At 65.8% G+C, this 23,182-nt stretch carries 20 protein-coding genes; 12 read left to right on the forward strand and 8 right to left on the reverse strand.

Going from position 1 to position 23,182, the window contains the following annotated elements:
- The first annotated feature begins 117 nt into the window (after positions 1 to 117).
- From IH615_RS02375 to IH615_RS02395, 5 genes are all read left to right on the forward strand, one after another.
- On the forward strand, positions 118 to 675 hold the full coding sequence (locus tag IH615_RS02375; RefSeq protein WP_291359506.1) for a hypothetical protein: 558 nt from the start codon (positions 118 to 120) through the stop codon (positions 673 to 675).
- Positions 676 to 798: 123 nt separating this feature from the next.
- Positions 799 to 1,974, forward strand: a complete 1,176-nt coding sequence (locus IH615_RS02380; RefSeq protein ID WP_291359507.1) for an MFS transporter — start codon at positions 799 to 801, stop codon at positions 1,972 to 1,974.
- Positions 1,971 to 3,158: an MFS transporter gene (locus tag IH615_RS02385; protein WP_291359509.1), complete on the forward strand. Its 1,188-nt coding sequence runs from the start codon at positions 1,971 to 1,973 to the stop codon at positions 3,156 to 3,158. The genes IH615_RS02380 and IH615_RS02385 overlap by 4 nt, the downstream gene beginning before the upstream one ends.
- A 3-nt stretch (positions 3,159 to 3,161) precedes the next feature.
- Positions 3,162 to 3,623, forward strand: coding sequence for an MmcB family DNA repair protein (locus IH615_RS02390; RefSeq protein WP_291359510.1), 462 nt, complete (start codon positions 3,162 to 3,164; stop codon positions 3,621 to 3,623).
- A gap of 5 nt (positions 3,624 to 3,628) precedes the next feature.
- On the forward strand, positions 3,629 to 4,771 hold the full coding sequence (locus IH615_RS02395) for an MFS transporter (protein ID WP_291359511.1): 1,143 nt from the start codon (positions 3,629 to 3,631) through the stop codon (positions 4,769 to 4,771).
- A gap of 4 nt (positions 4,772 to 4,775) precedes the next feature.
- Here the strand turns inward: IH615_RS02395 and IH615_RS02400 are convergent, their stop codons facing one another.
- The 3 genes from IH615_RS02400 to IH615_RS02410 all read right to left on the reverse strand — a co-directional run bounded on the left by IH615_RS02400 (position 4,776) and on the right by IH615_RS02410 (position 8,704).
- Positions 4,776 to 6,428 (reverse strand): MBL fold metallo-hydrolase, encoded by a 1,653-nt coding sequence (locus tag IH615_RS02400; protein WP_291359513.1) that lies wholly within the window; start codon positions 6,426 to 6,428, stop codon positions 4,776 to 4,778.
- Between the two features lie 216 nt (positions 6,429 to 6,644).
- Positions 6,645 to 7,196 (reverse strand): ActR/PrrA/RegA family redox response regulator transcription factor, encoded by a 552-nt coding sequence (locus tag IH615_RS02405; protein WP_291359515.1) that lies wholly within the window; start codon positions 7,194 to 7,196, stop codon positions 6,645 to 6,647.
- Between the two features lie 191 nt (positions 7,197 to 7,387).
- Positions 7,388 to 8,704: an ActS/PrrB/RegB family redox-sensitive histidine kinase gene (locus tag IH615_RS02410; RefSeq protein ID WP_291359516.1), complete on the reverse strand. Its 1,317-nt coding sequence runs from the start codon at positions 8,702 to 8,704 to the stop codon at positions 7,388 to 7,390.
- Between the two features lie 145 nt (positions 8,705 to 8,849).
- Here IH615_RS02410 and IH615_RS02415 point away from each other — a divergent pair, with 145 nt between their 5' ends.
- The 4 genes from IH615_RS02415 to IH615_RS02430 all read left to right on the forward strand — a co-directional run bounded on the left by IH615_RS02415 (position 8,850) and on the right by IH615_RS02430 (position 11,426).
- Positions 8,850 to 9,335, forward strand: coding sequence for a DUF2852 domain-containing protein (locus tag IH615_RS02415; protein WP_291359517.1), 486 nt, complete (start codon positions 8,850 to 8,852; stop codon positions 9,333 to 9,335).
- 210 nt (positions 9,336 to 9,545) lie between these two features.
- A complete protein-coding gene (locus IH615_RS02420) occupies positions 9,546 to 10,283 on the forward strand; it encodes a SprT family zinc-dependent metalloprotease (RefSeq protein WP_291359519.1) in 738 nt (245 codons plus the stop codon).
- Between the two features lie 57 nt (positions 10,284 to 10,340).
- Positions 10,341 to 10,679, forward strand: a complete 339-nt coding sequence (locus tag IH615_RS02425) for a hypothetical protein (RefSeq protein WP_291359521.1) — start codon at positions 10,341 to 10,343, stop codon at positions 10,677 to 10,679.
- Between the two features lie 60 nt (positions 10,680 to 10,739).
- Positions 10,740 to 11,426 carry a L,D-transpeptidase gene (locus IH615_RS02430; RefSeq protein WP_291359522.1) on the forward strand — a complete coding sequence of 229 codons (687 nt, stop codon included), beginning with the start codon at positions 10,740 to 10,742 and terminating at the stop codon, positions 11,424 to 11,426.
- Positions 11,427 to 11,480: 54 nt separating this feature from the next.
- Here IH615_RS02430 and IH615_RS02435 read toward each other — a convergent pair whose 3' ends face one another.
- Positions 11,481 to 14,138, reverse strand: coding sequence for a PBP1A family penicillin-binding protein (locus IH615_RS02435; RefSeq protein ID WP_291359523.1), 2,658 nt, complete (start codon positions 14,136 to 14,138; stop codon positions 11,481 to 11,483).
- 284 nt (positions 14,139 to 14,422) lie between these two features.
- On the opposite strand from IH615_RS02435, the gene IH615_RS02440 reads away from it, so the two are divergent.
- Positions 14,423 to 14,953: a hypothetical protein gene (locus IH615_RS02440; protein ID WP_291359525.1), complete on the forward strand. Its 531-nt coding sequence runs from the start codon at positions 14,423 to 14,425 to the stop codon at positions 14,951 to 14,953.
- A 42-nt stretch (positions 14,954 to 14,995) separates the two neighbouring features.
- Here the strand turns inward: IH615_RS02440 and IH615_RS02445 are convergent, their stop codons facing one another.
- Positions 14,996 to 16,018 carry an LLM class flavin-dependent oxidoreductase gene (locus IH615_RS02445; RefSeq protein WP_291359527.1) on the reverse strand — a complete coding sequence of 341 codons (1,023 nt, stop codon included), beginning with the start codon at positions 16,016 to 16,018 and terminating at the stop codon, positions 14,996 to 14,998.
- Between the two features lie 198 nt (positions 16,019 to 16,216).
- Here IH615_RS02445 and IH615_RS02450 point away from each other — a divergent pair, with 198 nt between their 5' ends.
- Positions 16,217 to 17,086, forward strand: coding sequence for a DMT family transporter (locus tag IH615_RS02450; protein ID WP_291359528.1), 870 nt, complete (start codon positions 16,217 to 16,219; stop codon positions 17,084 to 17,086).
- A gap of 5 nt (positions 17,087 to 17,091) precedes the next feature.
- On the opposite strand, the gene gyrB is transcribed toward IH615_RS02450, so the two are convergent.
- From gyrB to dnaN, 3 genes are all read right to left on the reverse strand, one after another.
- A complete protein-coding gene (gene gyrB, locus IH615_RS02455) occupies positions 17,092 to 19,545 on the reverse strand; it encodes a DNA topoisomerase (ATP-hydrolyzing) subunit B (RefSeq protein ID WP_291359531.1) in 2,454 nt (817 codons plus the stop codon).
- A 103-nt stretch (positions 19,546 to 19,648) separates the two neighbouring features.
- A complete protein-coding gene (gene recF / locus IH615_RS02460) occupies positions 19,649 to 20,761 on the reverse strand; it encodes a DNA replication/repair protein RecF (protein WP_291359532.1) in 1,113 nt (370 codons plus the stop codon).
- Between the two features lie 175 nt (positions 20,762 to 20,936).
- Positions 20,937 to 22,058: a DNA polymerase III subunit beta gene (dnaN, locus tag IH615_RS02465; protein WP_291359533.1), complete on the reverse strand. Its 1,122-nt coding sequence runs from the start codon at positions 22,056 to 22,058 to the stop codon at positions 20,937 to 20,939.
- Positions 22,059 to 22,270: 212 nt separating this feature from the next.
- On the opposite strand from dnaN, the gene IH615_RS02470 reads away from it, so the two are divergent.
- A complete protein-coding gene (locus IH615_RS02470; protein ID WP_291359535.1) occupies positions 22,271 to 23,122 on the forward strand; it encodes an SDR family NAD(P)-dependent oxidoreductase in 852 nt (283 codons plus the stop codon).
- Positions 23,123 to 23,182: the final 60 nt, after the last annotated feature.

Below are 23,182 nucleotides of genomic sequence, written 5' to 3' on the forward strand. Positions count from 1 at the left end.
CCCCGCAAGGGGGAGGGAGGTCGACTGGGATTCCGGGAAAAAGCCTTTGGCCGGCTGATGTTAGCCCTCCCTTAGTAATCCCGTCTTAGCATGCGCGCGGGAATGCATGGAGCTGGCATGAGAGCCGCCGCCTATGTTGTCGGGCCTTTGGACGGGCCGGGCGCAGCATTGATGGATATGGCACGCCGGCTGAGCTTTTCGGCCGTGTTGCCATATGGCGGCGTGGCGCAGGCCGAGCAGCAGGCCAACCGCACGCCGGTCTGCTTCTTTCTGTTCGCGGCGGTCCCCGATGTCGGCACGCTACGCGGCGTGGCCGAGGCGATCCGGTTCTGCCCGAGCCGGCGCGTTCGCTTTTCGCCACTGATCTATTTTTCCGAGAGCCCGTCGATCGACACGATCACGCGCTGCATCAATATGGGCTTTGACGATGTCATCACCATGCCGTTCACGCGGACGCGGCTGATGGAGCGCATCGACCGGCAGATCGGGCAGAGCCACATCTATTATGAGACGCCGGGCTATTTCGGCCCCGATCGCCGCGACCGCGTCACCGGCCCCAGCCGCGCCGCCGAAAGCCGCATCGGCGGCCAGTTTCGCCGCCTCGAAATCGTGCGCAACCTGCTGACCGGGATCAATGTGGTGCGGGACGACCTCTATGCGGCGCCCGCCGGCTGAGATTCGGGCTGCGGCACTATTGCAACGTTGCAGAAGTGTTCGGAAAACGTTTCCACCCGCTATTTCCCGGATCACAGATTTCGCATAGTCTCGTGGGTACTGATTTCGCGAGTAGTTTCAGCCATGAGATTCGGCATCGATTTGCCGCCCCAGATCAAGGTGTTCGGGGCGTTTTTCATTTATTCGTTTTGCATGGGCAGCCTTTATCCGCGCCTGCCCGCCATCCAGCAGGCCATGGGCGTGGGCGAGGGCGCCCTGGGGCTGGCGCTGATCGGCGCCGCCTTCGGCACGCTGATCTCGCTGACCTTTGCCGGCCCGATCATCGAGCGCATCGGCTATCGCCGGACGCTGCTGACGGCGATCCCGCTGCTGTCGGTATTCTACGCCATTTCGGCATGGGCCCAGGGGCCGGTGATGTTCTTCCTGCTGCTGGTGCCGGTGGGGCTGACCATTGGCTGCATCGAAATCATCATCAATCTCGAGGCCGACCGGGTCGAGCATGCCATCGGCCGCCGGATCATGAACCGCGCCCATGCCTTCTGGAGCTTCGGCTTCTTCTCGGCCGGCATGGTGGGGTCCCTGGTGGCCCAGACCGGGCTGTCGCCGCAATGGCACCTGGCCATCATGGTGCCCATCGTCGCCGTCATCGCGCTGGTTCTGCTGGGCCGCTACGAGCCGGCCGAGCACCGCAGCGGCGGCAGCACCGATGCCGCCCCGCGCTTTGCCCGCCCCACCGGGGCGATCCTGATACTGGTGGGCGTCTGCCTTTCCGCCATGATCCTTGAAGGCGCCGGCATCGATTGGTCGGCCATCTATATGCGCGACGAGTTCGACGCCGCCCCGTTCTGGGCCGGCTTCGCCGTCGCCCTGGGCGCTGGTGCGCAGGCGGTGACACGGTTCTTCGCCGATGCCTTCGTCGAGCGCTGGAGCCCGGCGGTGGTGGCGCGCGGCCTGCTGGCCATTTCGGGCCTGGGTGCGCTGCTGGTGTTCTTCACGCCGGTGTGGTGGCTGGCCTATGTCGGCTTTGCCCTGATCGGCGTGGGCACCAGCGCGCTGTTTCCGCTGGCCATGTCGGCGGCGGCGCAGCGCACCGACCGTCCCGCTGCCGTCAATGTCGCAGCGCTGGCGCAGATCTCGTTCGTGTCCTTCCTGCTGGGACCGCCAATGCTGGGTTATATTGCCGAGCATTTCGGCATTCGCTGGGCCTTTGGCGTGGGCATTCCGCTGGTGATCCTGGGCCTGCTGATGGCCGATGCCGTTGGCACGCGCCGGCAGGCGCAACCGGTGCCTGCCGAATGAAAATCGCCCCGCAATACCGCATCTATGCGTGCTTCTTCCTGTTCGCCTTCGCATTGGGCGCGCTGCTGTCGCGCATGCCTGACCTGCAGACCCATCTCGATGTCAGCGAGAGCCAGCTCGGCCTCACCATCATCGGCATGTCGATCGGCTCGCTGATCTCGCTGACCTTCTCGGCGCCGCTGATCGACCGCATGGGCTCGCGCTTCACCGCCTTCGTCACGGTGCTGGGGACGGCGACGATCTACGCCCTCATCCCCTGGCTGCCCTCCGCCGTGGCGGTGTTTGTGGCGCTGTTCTTTGCCGGCCTGCTGGCCGGCGCGCTCGAGATCAATCTCAATGTCGAGACCGACCGGCTGGAGGCCCAATATGGCCGCAGCTACATGAACCGCGCCCATGGCAATTGGAGCCTGGGTTTCTTCATCACCGCCCTGCTCGGCGCCTCGCTCCGGCAGGCTGGCATGTCGATGCAGCTCCATCTGGCCATTGCCGTGGGCGCGGTATTCGTCATCGGCATCTGGATGATGAGCGGCATGGTCAATGCCCCGCACCGCCCCAACATGCATACCGGCGACACGCCGCGCATCGCCTTCCCCAACTGGGGCCTGCTGCCGCTTTGCCTGATCGGCATTGCCGCCTTCCTGGTCGAGGGCGCCGGCATCGACTGGTCGGCGATCTACATGCGCGACGTGTTTGCGGTGGAGCCGTTCATCGGCGGGCTGGGCCTGACGCTGTTCTCGGGCTTCATGGCGGCAACGCGCCTGTTTGCCGACCCCATCGTCGAACGCTTCGGGCCACGGCACACAGCCATCAGCCTGCTGACGCTGGCGGCAATCGGTGCCCTGGCGGTCGGCCTTGCGCCGGTGCCGTGGGTGGCGCTGCTCGGCTTTGCGCTGCTCGGTATCGGCTGCTCGGCGGTCTATCCGCTGGCGGTATCGGCGGCGGCACAGCGCACCGACCGGCCGAGTGCGGTCAATGTCGCGGCGCTGGGACAGGTGACGTTCATCGTGTTCTTCCTTGCCCCGCCCTTGCTCGGCTTCGTGGCCGAGTATCTGGGCATTCGCAATTCGTATCTCATCGTGCTGCCGGTGATCCTGGTCGGGCTTGTCGCCAGCCGGGCGCTGGGTACGCGCAAGCTCGACATGCCGGCGGGCCTGCCGCCGGAACCGGCGACGCCGCACGGCTGAGCCATGGAGGACCTGCCCCCCATCGTTGACCTGCGCCAATCGGCCACCGCCCTCAGGGTACAGCGCGGGGTGATGCGCATGCTGCGGGAGCGGCATGACATGGCCTGCTATGCCGAAGTGCCGCTGGCCAATGGCAGACGGGCGGATGTGCTGGCGGTGGGGCCCAAGGGGGAGATCTGGATCATCGAGATCAAGTCGAGCCTGATCGACTTCCAGGTCGACCGCAAATGGCCGGAATACCGGGAATTTTCCGACAAGTTCTTCTTTGCCAAGCCGCCGGAGCTGGAGGCGGAAATCTTCCCCGAAAGCGAGGGACTGATCGTTGCCGACGGCCATGACGGCGCCATTTTGCGCGACAGTCCGGATACGCCGCTGGCGCCGGCCCGGCGCAAGACGCTGATGCTCAAGCTGGCGCGGCTCGGCGCCGACCGTATCCACATCCTGATGGACCCCGGTCCCAAGTGAGTTCCATGCCCATTGTCCGCTGGCGCATCGTGGCGCTGTTCTTCGTGCATGCGCTGACCGTCGGCGCCATCCACACGCGCATCCCCGACGTGCAACTCCAGATCGGGCTGAGCGAGGCCCAGCTCGGGCTGGTGCTGATGGGCCAGCCGCTCGGGGCGCTGTCGATGTTCCTGTTTTCGAGCCGGATCATCGAGCGCTTCGGTCCTCGGCTGGTCATTCTCGCTCTGCTGCCGCTGGCCGCGGTGAGCGCGGCGCTGGTGACGGTCATGCTCAACCCGGTGGCAATGTTCGTGCTGCTGGCCTTCAACGGCGTCAGTTTCTCGCTCACCAATATTGCCATCAATGTGGAGGCCGACCGCATCGAGGCCGCCTCGGGCGCGCGCATCATGAATACATGCCACGGTGTGTGGAGCGTCGGGTTCCTGCTGACGTCGCTGCTGGGCGCGGCCCTGCGCGGACTCGATGTCGCCGCGGCGGTGCATCTGTGGCTGCTGGCGCCCGTCGTCATCGGAATGATGCTGCTGGTGGTGCTGCCCATGCCAATAACGCCGCCGCGCGCCCATGCCGGCGACAACAGGCGGCGCCTCGCCTGGCCGACATTGGCAACCATGGGCCTGGTTGCCTTCGGCCTGGGCGCGGGGCTCACCGAAGGCGCGGCGCGCGCCTGGTCCATCATCTACCTGCGCGACAGTTTCGAGGTCGCCGCCTGGGTCGAGTCGCTGGCGCTGCCGGCCCTGCTCGCCACCATGGCGCTGGGGCGGCTCTTGGCCGATCGCTTCATCGATCGCCATGGGCCGGTGCGGGTTGCCCGCGTGCTGGCAGCCATTGCCATTGCCGGCATGGTGCTGCTGGTGGCGTCGCCCAATGCCTGGACAGCGCTGGCGGGTTTCGGGCTGGTGGGTATCGGCATCTGCGTGCTCTATCCGCTGATGCTGTCGGCCGCGGCGCGGCTGGGCGATCGGCCGGCCAGCCAGAACGTGGCCGCGACGACGCTGATCTTCCAATTGGTCAATCTGGGTGCGCCGGTGCTGATCGGCGCCATGGCGCAGGGTTTCGGCATCCGCATGGCCTTCGCGATGCTGCTGCCGCTGCTGGCGCTGACCTGGGCCATGGCGGGAAAACTGGCGCCGAAGGCTACCCCCTCCTGACGCCCTACTCGTCGAAGCTCTGGCTCTCGACCGGGGTGATGGGCGTCGCGATGGGCGGAGGCGTGGGCGTGGCGCCCAGGATGTCGAGCTCCTTCTGCAGGGCCCGCATGATGGCCAGCTTTTCCGCCTCGGATCCGGCCTGAAGGCGCTGGCTGAGCCGGATGGAGAAATCCGAATAGGCATTGTGCCAGTCCGAATGCACCTGCAGCGGATCGATGCGCGGGACTGCCGCCTGCACCTTGGCGGTGATTCCGGCCGCAGTGAGTTCGAAATAGTCGTCCAGCAGCGGCAGGATCACCTGATCGCCGCCAACGCCCAGGGTGATGATGGCGGCGCGCAAGGCCGCCCGCTCCTCGTCTTCGCCATGGGTCAGGAAGATGGCGCCATGGGCGGGCAGGCGCTCCTTGATCCAGGTCATCAGCTCGGAATGATCGGCATGGGCCGAGTAATTGCCCAAGGAGCGAATCTGGGCGCGGATGGGCACCAGCGTGCCGTGGATGCGCGCTTCCCTGGCGCCGCTGAGAATGACGTGCCCCAAGGTGCCCGGCGCCTGGTAGCCGACGAAGAGCACGGTGGCATTGCCGCGAATGAGGTTGTTGCGAAGGTGGTGCTTGATGCGCCCGGCATCGGCCATGCCGGACGCACTGATGATGATGGCGCCGCCGCGGATGGAATTGATGGCCTTGGATTCCTCGACGCCCTCGACGATGCGGAAGCGGGGATCGTTGAACAGCTCATCGGCGCCCAGTTCGACGTCGTCGAACATTTTCGCATATTTGCGATAGACGCCGGTGACCTTGCTGGCGAGGGGCGAGTCGAGGAAGACCAGGCGCGGATCGATCTCGCCTGATTTGATGAGGACGCCGATGTCATGCAGCAACTCCTGGCTGCGCTCGACGGCAAAGGCGGGGATGACCAGATTGCCACCACGCCCCAGGGCAGTGTTGATCTCCTGCTTGAGCGCGGCGCGGCGCTGGGCCAGCGTATAATCCTCGCGCTCGCGCCCGCCATAGGTGCTCTCGCAGAGAATGTAGTCGAAGCCGGCGGGGCCTTCGGGCTCGTTGTAAAAGACCTTTTCATCGGGCCCGATATCGCCCGAGAACAAGAGGCGCATGGTCTTGTCGCCATCCTTCACCTCGACCTCGATCGAGGCCGAGCCGATGATGTGGCCCGCATTCCAGTAGCGGGCGCGCACGCCGGGGCCGGGCTCGATCCATTCGCCATAGGCGCAGGTGTTGCGATGGGCCAGCGCCTCCTCGGCATCCTCCATGGTGTAGAGCGGCTTGGCGGGCTCGTCGCCGCGCCGCGCCTGCTTCTTGGTGGCCCGCTCGGCTTCCGATTCCTGAATGCCGGCGCTGTCGGGCAGCAGATATTCGAGCAGGCCCGAGGTCGGCTCGGTCATCCACATGGGCCCGCGCCAGTGCTCGCGATAGAGTTTTGGCAACAGGCCCGCATGGTCGATATGGGCATGGGTGAGCAGCAGGAAGTCGATGCCCTTGGGGTCGAAGGGGGTGGGCTTGAGATTGAGCTCGCGGACGCTGCGATTGCCCTGGAACAGGCCGCAATCGACGAGGAACTGACCCTGCGGGTGCACGATGCGATAGCAGGAGCCGGTAACCGTGCCCGCCGCGCCGTGGAAGTGAAGGGTGACGGTCATGGGCTGGTTCCTCTGGTTTTGTTGTTGAGCCAGAGTAACGCTTTGGCATTGCGGCGAAAGAGGGGATATGACCCCGCGCCCTAACCGACGCGCGATGTCATCCCGGCGAAGGCCGGAATCCATGCGGCGAGCGACGATTGGCTGGATGTGGCGGGTAACCACGGATATGGATTCCGGCCTTCGCCGGAATGACACCGCGGGTTGGCCGCACCCGGCCTACCGCGGGGCGCGCTTGGCCAGGATGCGCTGCAGGGTGCGGCGGTGCATGTTGAGGCGGCGCGCGGTCTCGGAGACATTGCGGTCGCACAGTTCATAGACGCGCTGGATATGTTCCCAGCGGACGCGGTCGGCCGACATCGGGTTTTCCGGCGGCTCGGGCTTGTCCTCGCCGGTGGCGAGCAGGGCGTTGATGACGTCGTCGGCATCGGCGGGCTTGCTGAGATAGTCGATGGCGCCCAGCTTCACGGCGGTGACGGCGGTGGCGATATTGCCATAGCCGGTCAGCACCACGGCGCGAGCATCGGGGCGCCTGGTGTGGAGGGCCGAGACCACTTCGAGGCCGTTGCCGTCCTCAAGGCGCAGGTCGACCACCGCATAGGCGGGCGGGCGTTCCGCCACGGCGGCAAGCCCTTCGGCGACCGAGCCGGCAATGCGGACATCGAAGCCGCGGCGCGCCATGGCGCGCTCGAGGCGCTGGAGGAAGGCCGCGTCGTCATCGACAAGCAGCAGGCTGGGGTCGGTGGCCAGGAGGTCTTCGATCGTGCTCATGGGGTTTCACATAAGGCTTTGAGCGGGAAAGGTCAAAATGTACGGGGAACTCGGAACGTCCCCCCAAATACTGCGGCCGGCGCCCCTCCCCCTTGAGGGGAGAGTTGGGGAGGGGTGATTCAGTGGATCACTTGCCGGACCCCCACCCTCGATTCCTCCCCTCATGGGGGAGGGAAGGCAGACTGATGGCTCTAGCCCTCCGCCTCCACCGAACTCCGTGGCCAGACGATGCGCACCCGAGCGTGGCCGTCGGCGGCGATATTCTCGAAGGCCAGGCGGGCGCCGGTGCGCTCGAGCAGGGTCTTGGCGATGAAGACGCCCAGGCCCAGGCCGCCGGGCTTGCTGGCATCGGGCCCGTGCGGATCGCGGGGGCGGCTGGTGAGATAGGGTTCGCCCAGCCGGGCAATCAGCTCGGGCGCGAAGCCGGGGCCGTCATCGGTGATCGAGACCGAGACGGCTTCAAGATCCCAGGCCGCCTCTATCCGCACCGAGCTGCGGGCGAAATCGGTGGCGTTTTCGATCAGGTTGCCCAGGCCGTAGAGCAGGCCGACGCTGCGCTGGAACACCGGGGCCGGACCGGCCGCCCGTTCGTAATAGAACAGGATCGCCTTGCCACGGCCCTCATGTGGGCGGGCGACTTCGGCCAACAGGTCGGTCAGCGGTACGGCGGCAAAGGGATCGCCGCCTTCGCTGCCGAGGTTGCGCAGCTTGGCGAGGATGGCGCGGCAGCGGGCCGCCTGCTCGATGATGAGCTCGACATCGTCGGCCAGGTCGCTGCCCGGCTCGGCTTCGGCGCGCATTTCCTTGGCCGCCAGGGCAATGGTGGAGAGCGGGGTGCCCAGCTCGTGGGCGGCGGCGGCGGCGAGGCCATCGAGGGCCGAAAGCTGCTCCTTGCGCGAGAGGGCCAGTTCGGTCGCCGCCAGCGCGTCGGCGATCTGGCGGGCGTCATGGGCCACGCGATTGGTATAGGCGGAGATGAAGACCACGCCGCAGATGATCGAGACCCAGATGCCGATGACATAGATGCGGTTGAAGACGATGGTCTCGCCCGGCGCCCAGGGTAGCGGCAGGTGCCAGACCGAAAGGGCCGAGGCGATCAGGGCGGCCAACAGGGCGATGAGAAACGATGCCCGCTGCGGCAGCGTGGTGGCCGAGACAGAGACCGGCGCCAGCAGCAACAGCGAGAAGGGGTTCTGGAGGCCACCGGTCAGCGCCAGCAGCCCGCCCAGCTGCAGCAGGTCGAAGGCGATCTGGCTCGCCGCCGACAGCGAGGTCGGCCGATAGGCGGCGCCGAGCTTCAGCACCAGCCAGAGATTGAGGCCGGCCGACAGGCCGATCAGCGCGAAGCATTCGAGCAGCGGCAGCGGAAAGCCGAGGCCGAAGGCAACAAAAAGCACGCCTATGGCCTGTCCGCCAACGGCGAGCCAGCGCAGCAGCACCAGGGTTTGCAGGCGCAGCGGCCGCCAGGTGGAGGGCAATGGCAGGCCGTCGGCCTGGGTCATGGTCATTTTTGGGCCCTTCCGGGGCATAAGTCGGTCGCCCCATAGTGAGGCAAAAACTTCATTTCAAGGCCAAATATCGACAGGCACAGCATTGATCCCACCCCAGCGCGGGCCACCTAAGGGTCATCGTGACTGGGAGAATGAAACCGAAATGACCACAGCAATCATCAAACCTCAATGGTCCCCGCTGACCATCGCCCTCATGGTTTTGGGCTTTATCGTCTTCTGGCCGCTCGGCCTCGCCGTCCTGGGCTACATCCTGTGGGGTGAAAAGTTCGGCGGCTCGCCCGAAAAGGCCCAGGCCTACTGGAACAAGGGCAAAGCCTGGTGCAGCTCGAACAAGCATGCACATCGCGGCTGGCACAACAGCAACAGGAGCTACGGCATGAATTCGAGCGGCAATGCAGCCTTTGACGAATACCGGGCGGAACAGCTCAAGCGCCTCGAGGAAGAACGTGCTCGCCTCGACGCCGAGATCGACGCCTTCCACGAATATATGGCCAACCTCAACAAGGCCAAGGATCGGGAAGAGTTCGATCGCTTCATGAATGAGCGCCGCGGTTCGCGCCAGGGCTATACCGAGCCCAGCAAAGACAATGGCGACCAGAACAACAATGGCTGGGGCAATAACGGCTAAGCCCAGCCCTACTTCCGCCTGCCTCCCTCCCTGAAGCCGGTCGTTTCCCAACGACTGAACTGGCGCCCCGCAAGGGGCGCCATTTTTGCTGGGAGTTCCTGGACCGACAACGGCGGGCCCCACCCCACCAGGGAGGTGCCGTCCTGTGGTCGGGGGAGTCATCGTCGCAATTTCCGGCTACAATAACAGGGCGATTCCCCCCGAGCCCAGATGAACCTGTTCTTCCGCGCCAAGCCGAAAATTCCAGCCAGCACCGTCATCGAGATCGATGGCGGGCCGGTGACGGTCACCGTGCGGGTCAATGCGCGGGCGCGCAGCTATCGGCTGTCGCTGCCCCATAGCGGCGGGCCGGTGCTGACGCTGCCGCCGCATGGCAAATGGAGCGAGGCCGAGGCCTTTCTAGCTCGCCACCGCAACTGGCTGGCCGCGCGCCTCCACCGGGCACCGCAGGCGGGCCGTTTCGGCGATGGCGGCACGGTGCCACTGCGCGGCGTCGACCACCGCATCATCGGCACGGGCAAGTTGCGCGGCCGGGTCGAGGTGGCGGACGATGATGGCCAGCCGGTGCTGCTGGTGCCGGGCGATGCGGCGCATCAGGCGCGGCGATTGACCGACTGGCTCAAGGAGGAGGCGCAGGCGGACCTTTCGGCACGCACCGCCATCCATGCGGCGCGGTTGGGCGTGACGGTGAAATCGGTCAAGATGCGCAGCCAGGCCAGCCGCTGGGGCTCATGCTCGTCATCGGGCAATATCAACTACAACTGGCGGCTCATCCTGGCGCCGCCCTTCGTGCTCGATTATGTCGCTGCCCATGAAGTGGCGCATCTGGTGGAAATGAACCACTCGGCGGCCTTCTGGGCGACGGTGAAACGCACCCTGCCCGACATGGAAAAGGGCCACGCCTGGCTCAAGGCACATGGCCGGCAGTTGATGGCGCATGGCGCCTAGCCTCACAGCTGCGTGAGGCTCTCGCCTCGCCCTCCACTGCCGGCCTAGAACCGGCCCATGCAGCGTCTGGCGACTCTCATCGTGCTGATCTTTGCCTTTGCTTCCCTCGCCGGGGCAACGACGGCGCATGCCCATCGCTATGTCAGCACGCCCATCGTGGTGCTCAACCATGTCGACGCCGACAACCAGTCCATTCCGGTGGTGGTGGCAGTCCAGCGCGGCCAGATCGACCTGGGCTCGGGCATCATGATGCCCTGCGGCCCGCACCAGGCGATACCGGTCGCGGTGATGCAGCTGCCAGCGGGCGCACCTACTGCCGGCGTTCCGCCGGGCGCCGATGAAGCGGTGCCGGACTGGTCCGGGGCCGGACCGCTGCGGCCACCCAGACAGGCCTGACGACACACCTCTCCCGATCCTTTCTCTCTTACAGCCCCCTTGCGGGGCCAAGGATGTTTCATGTCGTCTATTGTTTCTGCGTCCCTGCCGCGCCGTGCGGTGCTGGCAGGTCTATCAAGCCTGGGCGCCCTTGCCCTGGCCGGCTGCGCCACCACGGCCAGCCCGCCGCCCGTCGTCCCGGCCGGGCCGGTACGCCACGCCGTGCCGCCCGATGTGCTGGCCATGTATGCCGCCCGGCCCGAGGAGGACTATCCCGTGCCCGCGGCGGACATTGCGATGATCGACCCGCTCTACTGGCGGCAGGAGATCGACAATCCGACCGGTCAGGCGGCGGGAAGCGTGGTGGTCGATACGACCAGCTTCTTCCTCTACTGGACCATGCCGAACGGGCGAGCCATGCACTATGGCGTCGGGCTGGGCCGGGCGGGCTTTGAATGGAGCGGCGAGGGCCATATCGCCTATAAGCGCAAATGGCCGGTCTGGACCCCGCCCAGGGAGATGGTCGACCGGCAGCCGGAGCTGGAAATCTACCGCAATGGCCAGCCGCCGGGCCTGCTCAATGCGCTGGGCGCCCGCGCCCTCTATATCCACCAGGGCAACCGCGACACGCTCTATCGCGTGCATGGCACGATGGATGTCGCCACCATCGGCAAGGCCGTATCGAGCGGCTGCGTGCGGCTGCTGTTCCAGGATGTGATGGACCTTTATGAGCGGGTGCCCAGCGGCAGCCCGATCCTCGTGATCTGAAACGGAAAGGCCGCCCGGTGGGCGGCCTTTTTTTGTCGGGAGACGGTGCCGGCGCTAGTTCTGCTGGTCGCCGAAGATCAGGTCCATCAGCGTGCGCTGGCTGCGCTCGTTTTCGATGGGCACCGGCTGGCCGATAGCGGCCGGCGGCTGCATCTGGGCCGGGGCGCTGGGCACCCAGACCTGCTGGCCGGTGGCCGGATCGACCACCAGGATCATGGGCTGGCCAGTCGCGGGGTCGATCGGCGCCTGGCCGACGCCATTGCTCTGCGGCTGCAGTGGGAAGCCGGTGACCGGATCGATCGCCTGCGGCTGGACGACCTGGCCGACCGGCATGCCGGTCGCGGGATCGATCTGGACGCCATTGGCATCCACCAGCATGGCGCCGGTATTGTTGATGGGCATGCCCGTGGCCGGGTCGATCTGGGCGCCGACCACGGCGCCGGTGGCGGGGTCGATCATCTGGCCGGTCTGGATGGGCTGCTGGGGAGCCGCCTGCGCCGCCGTGGCCGGCACATACTGGCCGGTCGCCGGATCAAGCTGCATCAACTGGCCGGTGGCCGGATCGACCGTGGTCTGCACCGGCGCGCCGGTGCCGGCATCGACATATTGCGTCATCGGCTGGCCGGTCGCCGGATCGATGGCCACCTGGCCGGTGGCTGGATCGATCACGGGCTGGGCCACCAACTGGCCGTCATAGCTGCCGCCGGGAATCTGGGCGACCTGCTTGCCGGCATGGGCCTTGGTCATGAATTCGGACCAGATGGCGGCCGGCACATTGCCGCCCGACAGGGTGGTCTTGGTATCATCGTCATTGCCCAGCCATACGCCGGTGACCATGGCCGCGGTATAGCCGACGAATAGCGCGTCACGCGCGCTCTGGGAGGTGCCGGTCTTGCCGGCAAACTGCCAGCCACCCAGATTGGCGCCCTTGCCCGTCCCCACCTCCACGGCGGTTTTGAGCATGTCGTTCATCTCGGCCAGGATATTGGGCGCGATGACGCGACCCGGGCCGGCATCGGAGGCCTGATAGAGCACCTCGCCGGATTTGGACGAGATGGAGGTGATCACGTTGGGGATCACGCCCATGCCGCCATTGGCGAAGGGCGCATAGGCGCTGGTGAGCTCGAGCAGGTTCACTTCCTGGGTGCCCAGCGCGATGGAGGGCACGGCGGTCAGCGGCGAGGAAATGCCCATGCGGGTCGCCACGTCGATCACCGCCTGCGGGGTGACGTCGATGGCCAGACGGGCCGCAATGGTATTGAGCGAATAGGCAAGGCCCTGACGTAGCGTCACCGTGCCGGCATATTTGCCGGAGGCATTGCGCGGGCTCCAGCCATTATATTCGAACTGGGCGTCTTCGGCCAAAGTGTCGGGCGTATAGCCCTTTTCCATGGCGGCCATATAGACGAAGGGCTTGAAGGTCGAGCCAGGCTGGCGCTTGGCCGTGACGGCGCGGTTATACTGGCTGGCCTGGTAGTCGACGCCGCCCACCATGGCACGCACGGTGCCGTCGACATCCATGGCCACCAGCGCGCCCTGGCTGAAGCCGCGCTTGGGGCCTTCGGAGGCGACGAGTTCCTTGACGATGAACTCGGCATCCTTCTGCATCTTGAAATCGATGGTGGTCTGTACCACCACGTCATCCTTGATCTCGCCGATATAGGCGGTCATCAGGCTTTCCACCCAATCGGCCACGTAGTCTTCGGAGCCCGCGACACGAGTGCGCACGGACTGGCTGGGGTCGATCTGGGCCGCAGCGGCCTCTTCAGGCGTGATGAAGCCATCGCGCGCCATGGCGTTGAGCGACAGGCGCTGACGCTCGATGGCACGTTCCGGGTTGGACTTGGGATTATAGGCCGATGGCGCGGGCAGGATGCCGGCCAGCATGGCCGCCTGGCCCAGCGACAGATTGCGCGCAGAAATGCCGAAATAGGTCTGCGCAGCCGCCTCGATACCCGTTGCCCCGGCGCCGAAATAGACGCGGTTCATATAGAGTTCGAGGATTTCTTCCTTGGTGTAGTTCTGCTCCAGCCAGACCGCGAGAATGGCTTCCTGCACCTTGCGGCCCAGGGTCTGGTCGGGGGTGAGGAAGAGGTTCTTGGCCACCTGCTGGGTGATGGTGGAGGCGCCGCGGGTGACGTCGCCGGCCTGCACCGATTCAATCGCCACCGAGATCAGGCCCAGCGGATCGACGCCGAAATGCTGCATGAAGCGGCGGTCTTCGGAAGCGATGATGGCCGCCGGGACGTAGTAGGGCAATTCGCGATAGGTGATGGCCTCGCCGCCAGTGGCGCCGCGATTGGAAATCAGGCTGCCATCGGCCGCCAGGATGCGGATGTTGGGCGGGCGATCGGGAATGGCCCAGGTATTGGACGAGGGCAGTTGCGCGCCGTAATAGACGATGACGCCGATGACGGCGATGCCGCCCCACAGGCAGGCGACGAAGCCCCACCAGAGCAGGCCCATCAGGAAGCCGCCGCGGCGCGAGCGCTTCTTGCGGGCCGGTTGGGCCTTGCCGCGACGCGGCGCCTTGGGTGGCTTGCCGCCGCCCGATCCGCCGCTGCCGACACGTTCATCGGCCACCGAGAACGGCATGGACTGGCCCAGAGTGGGCTCCACGCGCTGGCCCTTGCCGCGCGCCTCTGCCTTGGGTTTGCTGCCCTTGCCCGGCTGGCTGCCAACGCGGTCATCGGCGGAAATGCGAAAATCCATCAAGCAGACCCTGAAATCTGGTGCCTTTTGCGCGCTTCTAGCCTGTTTGCTCCCGCTGGGAAACAAGAGGTTAGCAAGCGGTTAAGGCTGATACCGACCGGCCGATGGGCGCGGCATCCCTGCCGAGGCGCTGCCCACCCGATCACAGCTATGCTTCTCAGGGGCAATTGTGGCCGGTTTATGAGGCGTTTGGCGGGTTTTGCGGCGGTGTTGCGGAGGCGTCACAGCCTTGTCCGGGGACGACGGAGGCGCTATGTGCGCCCCTCCGCCAGTGAAAGTTCGCCATGTCCTTCCGCCTCGCCGCGCTCCTGATCGCCCTGCTCACCGGCCCGGCCATGGCGGATGACCGCGCGATATTGAACGAGGCGTTCGACGCCGCCATCGCCACATTCGAGGCCGCGCGCCCGGCGCTGGTCGAAACCGAAATGGGGGTCCATGTCGCGGCCTATCGCGATGCGCTGACGCTGCAGCAGTTCCAATCCGGCCATTGGGGCGGCAGGGTGACGCTCGATCCGGATATCCGCGATACCTCGGATGGCTCCTGCAGCCGCTTTGCCGCCTTCGTCCGCATCCCGCCGGAGAATGGCGTGGTGCGCCTGGTGTTCTGCCCGCAGTTCTTTTCTGATGGCGCCGACGGGCTGCGCGAGCTGACGGTACTGCACGAAATGGTCCATGTCGTCGCCGGCCCCGACGAATGCCAGGCCATGGCCTTTGCCGCCAGGGTCGAGCAGGCGGCGACAGGGACATTTACGCCGGTGGACGCCTATTGGCAGGCCAGCGGGTGTGAGGGATCCGGGTTTCGGTTGCCGGAATAGTCCGCCGGACGACGGCTCCCTCGCCCCTGAGGGGAGAGGTAATTACCGCCAGCCGAGTGCCGGTGCGACCAGCTTCAGGATGCTCTCGATGACATGGGCATTGTAGGCCACGCCGAGCTGGTTGGGCACGGTCAGCAGCAGGGTGTCGGCTTCGGCGATTGCCTCGTCCTTGGCCAGGTCACGGATCAGCACATCCGGCTCGCCGGTATAGCCACGGCCGAAGACAGCGCGCTTTTCCGGCTCGATATAGCCGAACTGGTCTTCCTCGGGCCGGCCGGTGCCGAAATAGGCGCGGTCCATGTCGTTGACGATGGCAAAGATCGAGCGGCTGACCGAGACGCGAGGTTGCCTCGCATGCCCGGCTTCCTTCCAAGCCGCCCTAAAGGCGCGGATCTGTTCGGCCTGCTGGATGTGGAAGGGCTTGCCGCTCTCGTCGAATTTCAGCGTCGAGCTTTGGAGGTTCATGCCGAGCTTGGCGGCCCAAACGGCGGTGGCGTCGGTCGCGGCACCCCACCAGATGCGGTCGCGCAGGCCTTCGGAATGCGGCTCGAGCCGCAAGAGACCCGGAGGATTGGGGAACATCGGGCGCGGATTGGGCTGGGCAAAGCCCTGGCCCTTGAGCGCTTCGAGATAGATTTCGGCATTGGTGCGCGCCATGTCGGCATCGGTCTGGCCTTCGGCGGGCACATGGCCGAAATAGCGCCAGCCGTCGATCACCTGCTCGGGCGAACCACGACTGATGCCCAGCTGGAGGCGGCCTCCGGAAATAAGGTCGGCAGCCCCCGAATCCTCAGCCATGTAGAGCGGGTTCTCGTAACGCATGTCGATTACGGCCGTGCCGAGTTCGATCCTGCTGGTCTTGGCCCCGGCGGCGGCCAGCAGCGGAAAGGGCGAGGCCAACTGGCGGGCAAAGTGATGCACGCGGAAATAAGCGCCATCGGCCCCCAGTTCCTCGGCGGCCACGGCCAGGTCGATGGACTGCAGCAGCGCATCGCCGGCCGAGCGGGTGCCCGATTGCGGCGAGGGCGACCAGTGGCCGAAAGAGAGGAAACCGATCTTTTTCATGTGACGCGCCTGATGTGGTTGGTGGCAACGCGCCACGCTGTTCAAGACTTAGCTATGCCGCCGCCGCCACGCAACCAAGCCCGTTATGCGGAACGCATCGTTCAGGCGGGTGAACGATGCCATGCAGGCGGCGTGGAATCGGTGACAAAGGTGCAGCGCGAGCGTAGGCTGGAGGTCCATCGCAAACCGGGCTGAACAGTGTTTCGACTTGTCGGGCTGACCTTGGTTGCCATAACGGCGTTCGCGGCCAATTCCGTACTGGCCCGCCTGGCGCTGGGGTCGGGGACGACCGATGCGGGTCTCTATACCGGTGTGCGCCTGATCTCGGGAGCGCTGGTCTTGATGGGCCTTGTCTCGCTCCGCCCGCAGGGATTGCGCGCGGTGCTGGGTGCCGGAAGCTGGGCGGGCGCTGGCGGGCTATGCGCCTATGCACTGGCCTTTTCTTTCGCCTATGTCGCCCTCGGCGCCGGGACCGGGGCGCTCATCCTGTTTTCCAGCGTGCAATTCACCATGCTGGGCTGGAGCATGATCAAGGGTGAGATGCCGGGGCCGCTGGAATGGCTGGGTATCGGCCTGGCGCTTCTCGCCTTCGGCTTTCTCGTGTGGCCCGGCCTCACGTCGCCCGAGCCGCTGGCGGCGGGGCTGATGGTGGTCGCCGGCATCAGCTGGGCCGTCTATTCGCTTGTCGGCCGGGGGTCCAGCAGTCCCCTGCTCGATACAGCCGCGAACTTCCTGCGCAGCGTGCCTCTGGCCCTGCTGCTGATCGGCCTTGGCCTGCTCCAGCCACTGGGCGACTGGCAGGGTCTGGCATGGGCCATATTGTCGGGCGCCGTGGCCTCGGGACTTGGCTATGCGGTTTGGTATTCCGCCCTGCCTGGGCTGCAGCGCAAGCAGGCGGCCATCGTGCAGCTGAGCGTTCCTGCCCTGGCAGCGCTCGGCGGCGTTCTCTTCCTGCAGGAGACGCTGACAACGCGCTTGCTGCTCTGCAGCGCTGCCATTCTGGGCGGCGTATTGCTGGCTATCGTGGCCAGTGAAAGGCGCCGCCGGACCGGCGCCTCGCCTGCATAGGCCAATCAGACGTCCAGGTTGCTCACGCTGAGCGCATTGTCCTGGATGAAATCGCGCCGCGGCTCCACCAGGTCGCCCATCAGCGCGGTGAAGATCTGGTCGGCTTCGTCGGTCTGGTCGATCTCGACCTTGAGCAGGGTGCGGGCATTGGGGTCGAGCGTGGTTTCCCAGAGCTGGGAGGCGTTCATTTCGCCCAGGCCCTTGTAGCGCTGCATGGTGACACCCTTGCGGCCGGCATCGGTCACGGCCTTGAACAGGCTCGACGGTCCGAAAATCGGGATGGTCTCGCCCTTGCGGGTGAGCGTGGGCACGCCGCCATAGATTTCGTCCAGCCGCTCGGCCAATTGGCGCAGCTTGCGCGCGTCGGCGCTTTGCAGCAGCGCCTTGTCGAGCAGGTGGCGTTCGGCCACGCCGCGCACGGTGCGCGAGAAGGCAAGGTCTTCGGTATCGGTGATCTCGCCCGACCAGCCCTGTTCGAGCTCGTCGGAAATGCGATCGAGCCGATTGGCGACGCGGCCCATCACCTCGCCGATCCGCGCCGGATCGCTGAGACCCTCGGGATCGAGGCCACCCACGATGGCGGCCTGTTCGACCAGGCTTCGATTATAGCGGGTGTTGAGATTGTCGATGGCAGCAACAATGTTGCGCGCCTGCTGCACGATGGCCTGCAGATCCGCCCCGCCATGCTGGTTGCCGTCGCGCGTGGTCAGCACTGCCTCGTCGAGGCCCGCGGCAATCAGGTAGTCGTTGAGCGCATCCTCATCCTTGAGATACTGCTCGGACTTGCCGCGCATGGCTTTGTAGAGCGGCGGCTGGGCGATGTAGATGTGGCCGCGCTCGATCAGCTCCGGCGTCTGCCGGTAGAAGAAGGTCAGCAGCAAGGTGCGGATATGGGCGCCGTCCACGTCGGCGTCGGTCATGATGATGATCTTGTGGTAGCGGAGCTTGTCGGCGTTGAACTCCTCGCGGCCGATGCCGGTGCCCAGCGCGGTGATCAGCGTGCCGACCTGTTCGGACGAGATCATGCGGTCGAAGCGGGCACGCTCGACATTGAGGATCTTGCCGCGCAGTGGCAGCACGGCCTGATTGGAGCGGTCGCGCCCCTGCTTGGCCGAGCCACCGGCCGAGTCACCCTCGACGATGAAGATTTCGGACTTGGCGGGGTCGCGTTCCTGGCAATCGGCGAGCTTGCCGGGGAGCGAGGAGATTTCGAGCGCTCCCTTGCGGCGGGTCAGTTCGCGCGCCTTGCGGGCGGCCTCGCGGGCGGCGGCGGCCTCGGCCACCTTGCCGACGATGATCTTGGCCTCGTTGGGATGTTCCTCGAACCACTGGCCGAGCTTGTCGTTGACGATGTTCTCGACCACGGGGCGAACTTCGGAGGAGACCAGCTTGTCCTTGGTCTGGCTCGAAAATTTGGGGTCCGGTACCTTGACCGAGAGCACGCAGGTGAGGCCTTCGCGCGTGTCATCACCGGTCATGGTGACCTTTTCGCGCTTGGCGATGCCCGAGCTTTCGGCATAGCCGACCACCTGGCGCGTCAGCGCGCCGCGCAGGCCCGCCAGGTGCGTGCCGCCATCGCGCTGCGGGATGTTGTTGGTGAAGCACAGCACGTTCTCGTGGTAGCTGTCGTTCCACTGCAGCGCGACTTCGACGGTGATGCCGTCCTTCTCCGATATCATGGTGATCGGGCGGTCGATGACGCCGGTCTTGGACTTGTCGAGATACTGCACGAAGGCTTCCAGCCCGCCCTCGTAGAACAGTTCGGTGGTCACCGGCTCGGGATGGCGCAGATCGTTGAGCAGGATGCGGACGCCGGAATTGAGGAAAGCCAGCTCGCGCAGGCGGTGCTCCAGCGTCTTGAAGTCGAACTCCACCATGGTGAAGGTCTCGGACGACGGGAAGAAGGTGATCTCGCTGCCGCTGCGGCCATCATAGGTGCCCGGCTGCTTGTCCTCGACATAGGTGCCGGTCTGCTTGAGCGGCGCGTCGGAATTGCCATGGGTGAAGCTCATCTCGTGGATCTCGCCATCACGGCGGATCTTGAGCCTGAGCCATTGGCTGAGCGCATTGACCACCGAAACGCCCACGCCATGCAGGCCGCCCGAGACCTTGTAGCTATTCTGGTCGAACTTACCGCCGGCATGGAGCTGGGTCATGATGACCTCGGCCGCCGAGATGCCTTCTTCGGTGTGGATGCCGGTGGGAATGCCGCGACCATTGTCGATCACGGTCACCGAGCCATCGGCATTGAGCGTCACCGTTACCAGGTCCGCGTGACCCGCCAGCGCCTCGTCGATGGCATTGTCGACCACCTCATAGACCATGTGATGCAGGCCCGAGCCGTCATCCGTATCCCCGATATACATGCCGGGGCGCTTGCGCACCGCATCGAGGCCCTTGAGCACCTTGATGCTGTCGGCGCCGTATTCGTTGGGAACGGGATTTTCGCTATCGGTCATGGGGTCCGAATCAGTAGTTTTCGTCAGGGTTTCGTTCTAGCGGAACGGGGGTATATCCCCAAGCAAAATGGCCGTTTGATGGGCGTTTGCGGGGGATTGAAGGCTAGTCCTTATGCAGCCGTCCATCGCGCACCGTCACCGTCTGCGCCCGTTCGCCGAGCGCCTCGAACAGCACCCGGTCGGTGCCAGTCAGGAAGCACTGCGTCCCCAGCCCGTCGAGGGCGGAAAACAGCGCCCGACGACGGTCGGGATCGAGATGGGCAGCGATCTCATCGAGCAGCAGGAAAGGCGTGATCGAGGTCCGCAGCCGCACCAGCCGCGCATGCGCCAGGATCAGGCCGATGAGCAGGGCTTTCTGCTCCCCGGTCGACCCCAGGGCGGCCGGCATGGCCTTCTGGGCATAGGTCACTTCGAGGTCGACCCGGTGTGGTCCAGATATGGTGCGCCCGGCCGCCCGATCAACCCCGCGACTGGCCCGCCAACTCTCGGCCAGCGCAGTTTCGAGCGCCGCCGAGGAGGCCGGTTCGGCGCCCGGCTCGAAGAGCGGCGTCAGCGCCAGGTGGGCGGCGGGAAAACTGCCGTCATCAAGGCTCTGCTCGATCAGCGCCTGCAGATGGGCGAGGCTGTCCGACCGCGCCAGGTGGATGGATGCGCCCAGCTCGGCCAGTTGCGCCTCGACGGCATTGAGCCAGGCGGGATCGCCCTGGTCTTCGAGCAGGCGATTGCGCTGCCGCATGGCCTTCTCGTAGTCGCCCACCGAGGCGGAATGGGACGGGATGAGCGTCGTCACCAGCCGGTCGAGGAAGCGCCGCCGGTCGCCGGCGGGACCGGAAAACAGGCCATCCATCGATGGCGTGAGCCAGAGCACGCGCAGATAGTCGCTCATCGCCTCGATGGAGCGGGCATTGGCGCCGTTGATGCGCACGCGCCGGCCACCATCGGGCGACGCACCGGTGCCGATATCGGCGGGGCCGTCATCGGTTTCCACGGTCGCCGCCACCGCCCAGCCGATATCGGAGCCCTGCGCCTGCAGGGTCTCGAAGCTGGCGCCGCGCAGGCCCCGACCGGGGGAGAGGACCGAGATGGCCTCGAGCAGGTTGGTCTTGCCGGCGCCATTGGGCCCGGTGAGGACGACGTGGCGGGAATCGAGATCAAGCGCTGCCGCGGTGTAATTGCGGAAGGCCGTGAGGCGGAGGCGGGAGAGGTGGCGGGTCATGCTGGCATAGTGCCTTTGGAAGGCCCCCTCACCCGCCCTTCGGGCGACCTCTCCCCCAGAGGGAGAGGTAGTACTGCGGCAGCCTCGATGCCCTCTTCACCTCTCCCTTCGGGGGAGAGGTCGGCGCGTAGCGCCGGGTGAGGGGGCCTTTTCTTGGTCAGAGCTTGCAACAGCCTCAGACGCGCATCGGCATCAGGACGTACAGCGCGCGTGTCTCGCCGTCGTCGCGGACCAGGGTGGGCGAGCCGGCGTCGTTGAACATGAAGACGGCGTTATCGGAGCGGATCTGGCCGATGATGTCGAGCAGGTAGCGGGCGTTGAAGCCGATCTCGAAGCCGTCGGTGTCGAAATCCACCGCCAGTTCCTCGCTGGCCGTGCCATGATCGGGATTGGTGACCGAGAGTTCGAGCAGGCCATCCTTGGCTTGGAGCTTGACGGCCTTGCCGCCCCGGTCCGAGGCAATGGTGGAGACGCGGTCGACGGCGGTGGCAAAGCTGGCGCGGTCGACATTCATCTGCTTGTCGTTGTTCTTGGGCGTCACCCGGTCATAATCGGGGAAGGTGCCTTCGATGAGCTTGCTGAGCAGCACGACCGAGCCGACGGTGAAGCGGATCTTGGTGTCGGAGACTTCCACCGAAACGTCGCCTTCGGCGCCGTCGAGCAGCTTCTGGACTTCGCCCACGGTCTTTTTGGGCACGATGATGCCGGGCATGCCCTTGGCGCCTGCGGGCGCCTCGATCTCGGCGCGGGCCATGCGGTGGCCGTCGGTGGCGACGGCGCGCAGCACCGTGCCGACATTGCTCACCTCGACGGTGTGGAAATAGATGCCGTTGAGATAGTAGCGCGTCTCCTCGTTGGAGATGGCGAACTGGGTGCGCTCGATCAGCTCACGCAGGGCGGAAGCAGGCATGGAGAATTCGTGCCCGAAGCTGCCAGATTTCAGGTCGGGAAAGCTGTCGGGGCTGAGGCAGGCCAGGTTGAAGCGCGAGCGGCCGGAGGTGAGCACCATGTTCTCGCCGCCATCGGTCTCGAGCCGCACTTCGGCGCCGTCGGAAAGCTTGCGGACGATTTCGTAGAGCGTGTGGGCCGGAACCGTGGTGGTCCCTGCGGTCGAGACCATGGCCGGAATGGATTCGGTCACTTCGATGTCAAGATCGGTGGCCCGCAGCTCGACCTTGTCGTCGCCGGCCTTGAACAGCACGTTGGCCAGGATGGGATAGGTATTCCGCCGCTCGACCACGCGATGCACATGGCTCAGCGACTTGAGCAGATGATTGCGTTCGAGCGTGACTTTCATGCGGTAACTTCCCTGGCACTACGCGGCTGCGCTTGGGCAGCAAAAACCCCGGCAAGCCGGGGATGGACATTTACAATTTGTGCACGGATTAGCAAGGGCGAGACCGGTATCGGCGGCAGGAAATCCCCGACTTCGGCGCCCGACGCATTGTGTCGCCGGCGGGCAAGTTCGACTAGAGTCGCGCCAGCAGCATTGAACAGCAGGAGAGCATAATGGCCGAGAGTTTTGCAGCCGGTGGAATTGCGGTGATCACCGGGGGCGCCAGCGGGATCGGCCGGGCCGCCGCGCGCCGGGCCGCACAGGCGGGCATGCGAATTGCCCTGGTGGACGTCAATGCCGGCAAGCTCGCCGCTACCGCCGCCGAACTGGCGGAAATAGTGGGGAACGACAATATCCTCACCAGCACGGCCGATGTGGCCGATCCGTCCGCCATGACCGCGCTGGCGCGTCAGGTCGAGTCCCGCTGGGGCAGCCCGACGCTGCTGATGAACAATGCCGCCGCCTTCGTGGCGGGCGGCGCAGGGGGCATTCTCGATCCGGTCGAAAACTGGCAGCGCCTGTTTGCGGTCAATGTGTTGGGCATCGTCAACGGCGTGCAGGCCTTCCTGCCCGGCATGCTGGCCGCGGGCGGGCCCGCGGTGATCGTCAATACCGGTTCCAAGCAGGGCCTGACCAACCCACCCGGCAACCCGGCCTATAATACATCCAAGGCGGCGGTGAACGCCTATACGCAGAACCTGGCGCGCGACCTGCGCGAACGGGAGGACAGCCAGGTAACAGCCCATCTGCTGATTCCGGGCTGGACCACGACCGGCGATGCCGAGCACCGCAAGGGCGCCTGGCTGCCCGAGCAGGTCATCGATTTCATGGACTCTGCCATCGCGCGCGATGGTTTCTTCATTCTCTGCCCGGATGACGAGACGCCCAACGAAACCGACCACAAGCGGATATTGTGGAATGCGCTCGATATCATCGAGGACCGCCCGGCCTTGTCGCGCTGGCATCCGGAGTGGAAGGAGCGGTTTGCCGAGTTCATGGAGCGGGATCTGGTGAAGGGGCAGTAAGCCGCCGCCGCAATTCCTCTCCCCATCGGGGAGAGGTGGCTCGGCGAAGCCGAGTCGGTG

The organism is Devosia sp. (genome assembly GCF_014860165.1).
In the GTDB taxonomy this organism is placed as follows: domain Bacteria; phylum Pseudomonadota; class Alphaproteobacteria; order Rhizobiales; family Devosiaceae; genus Devosia.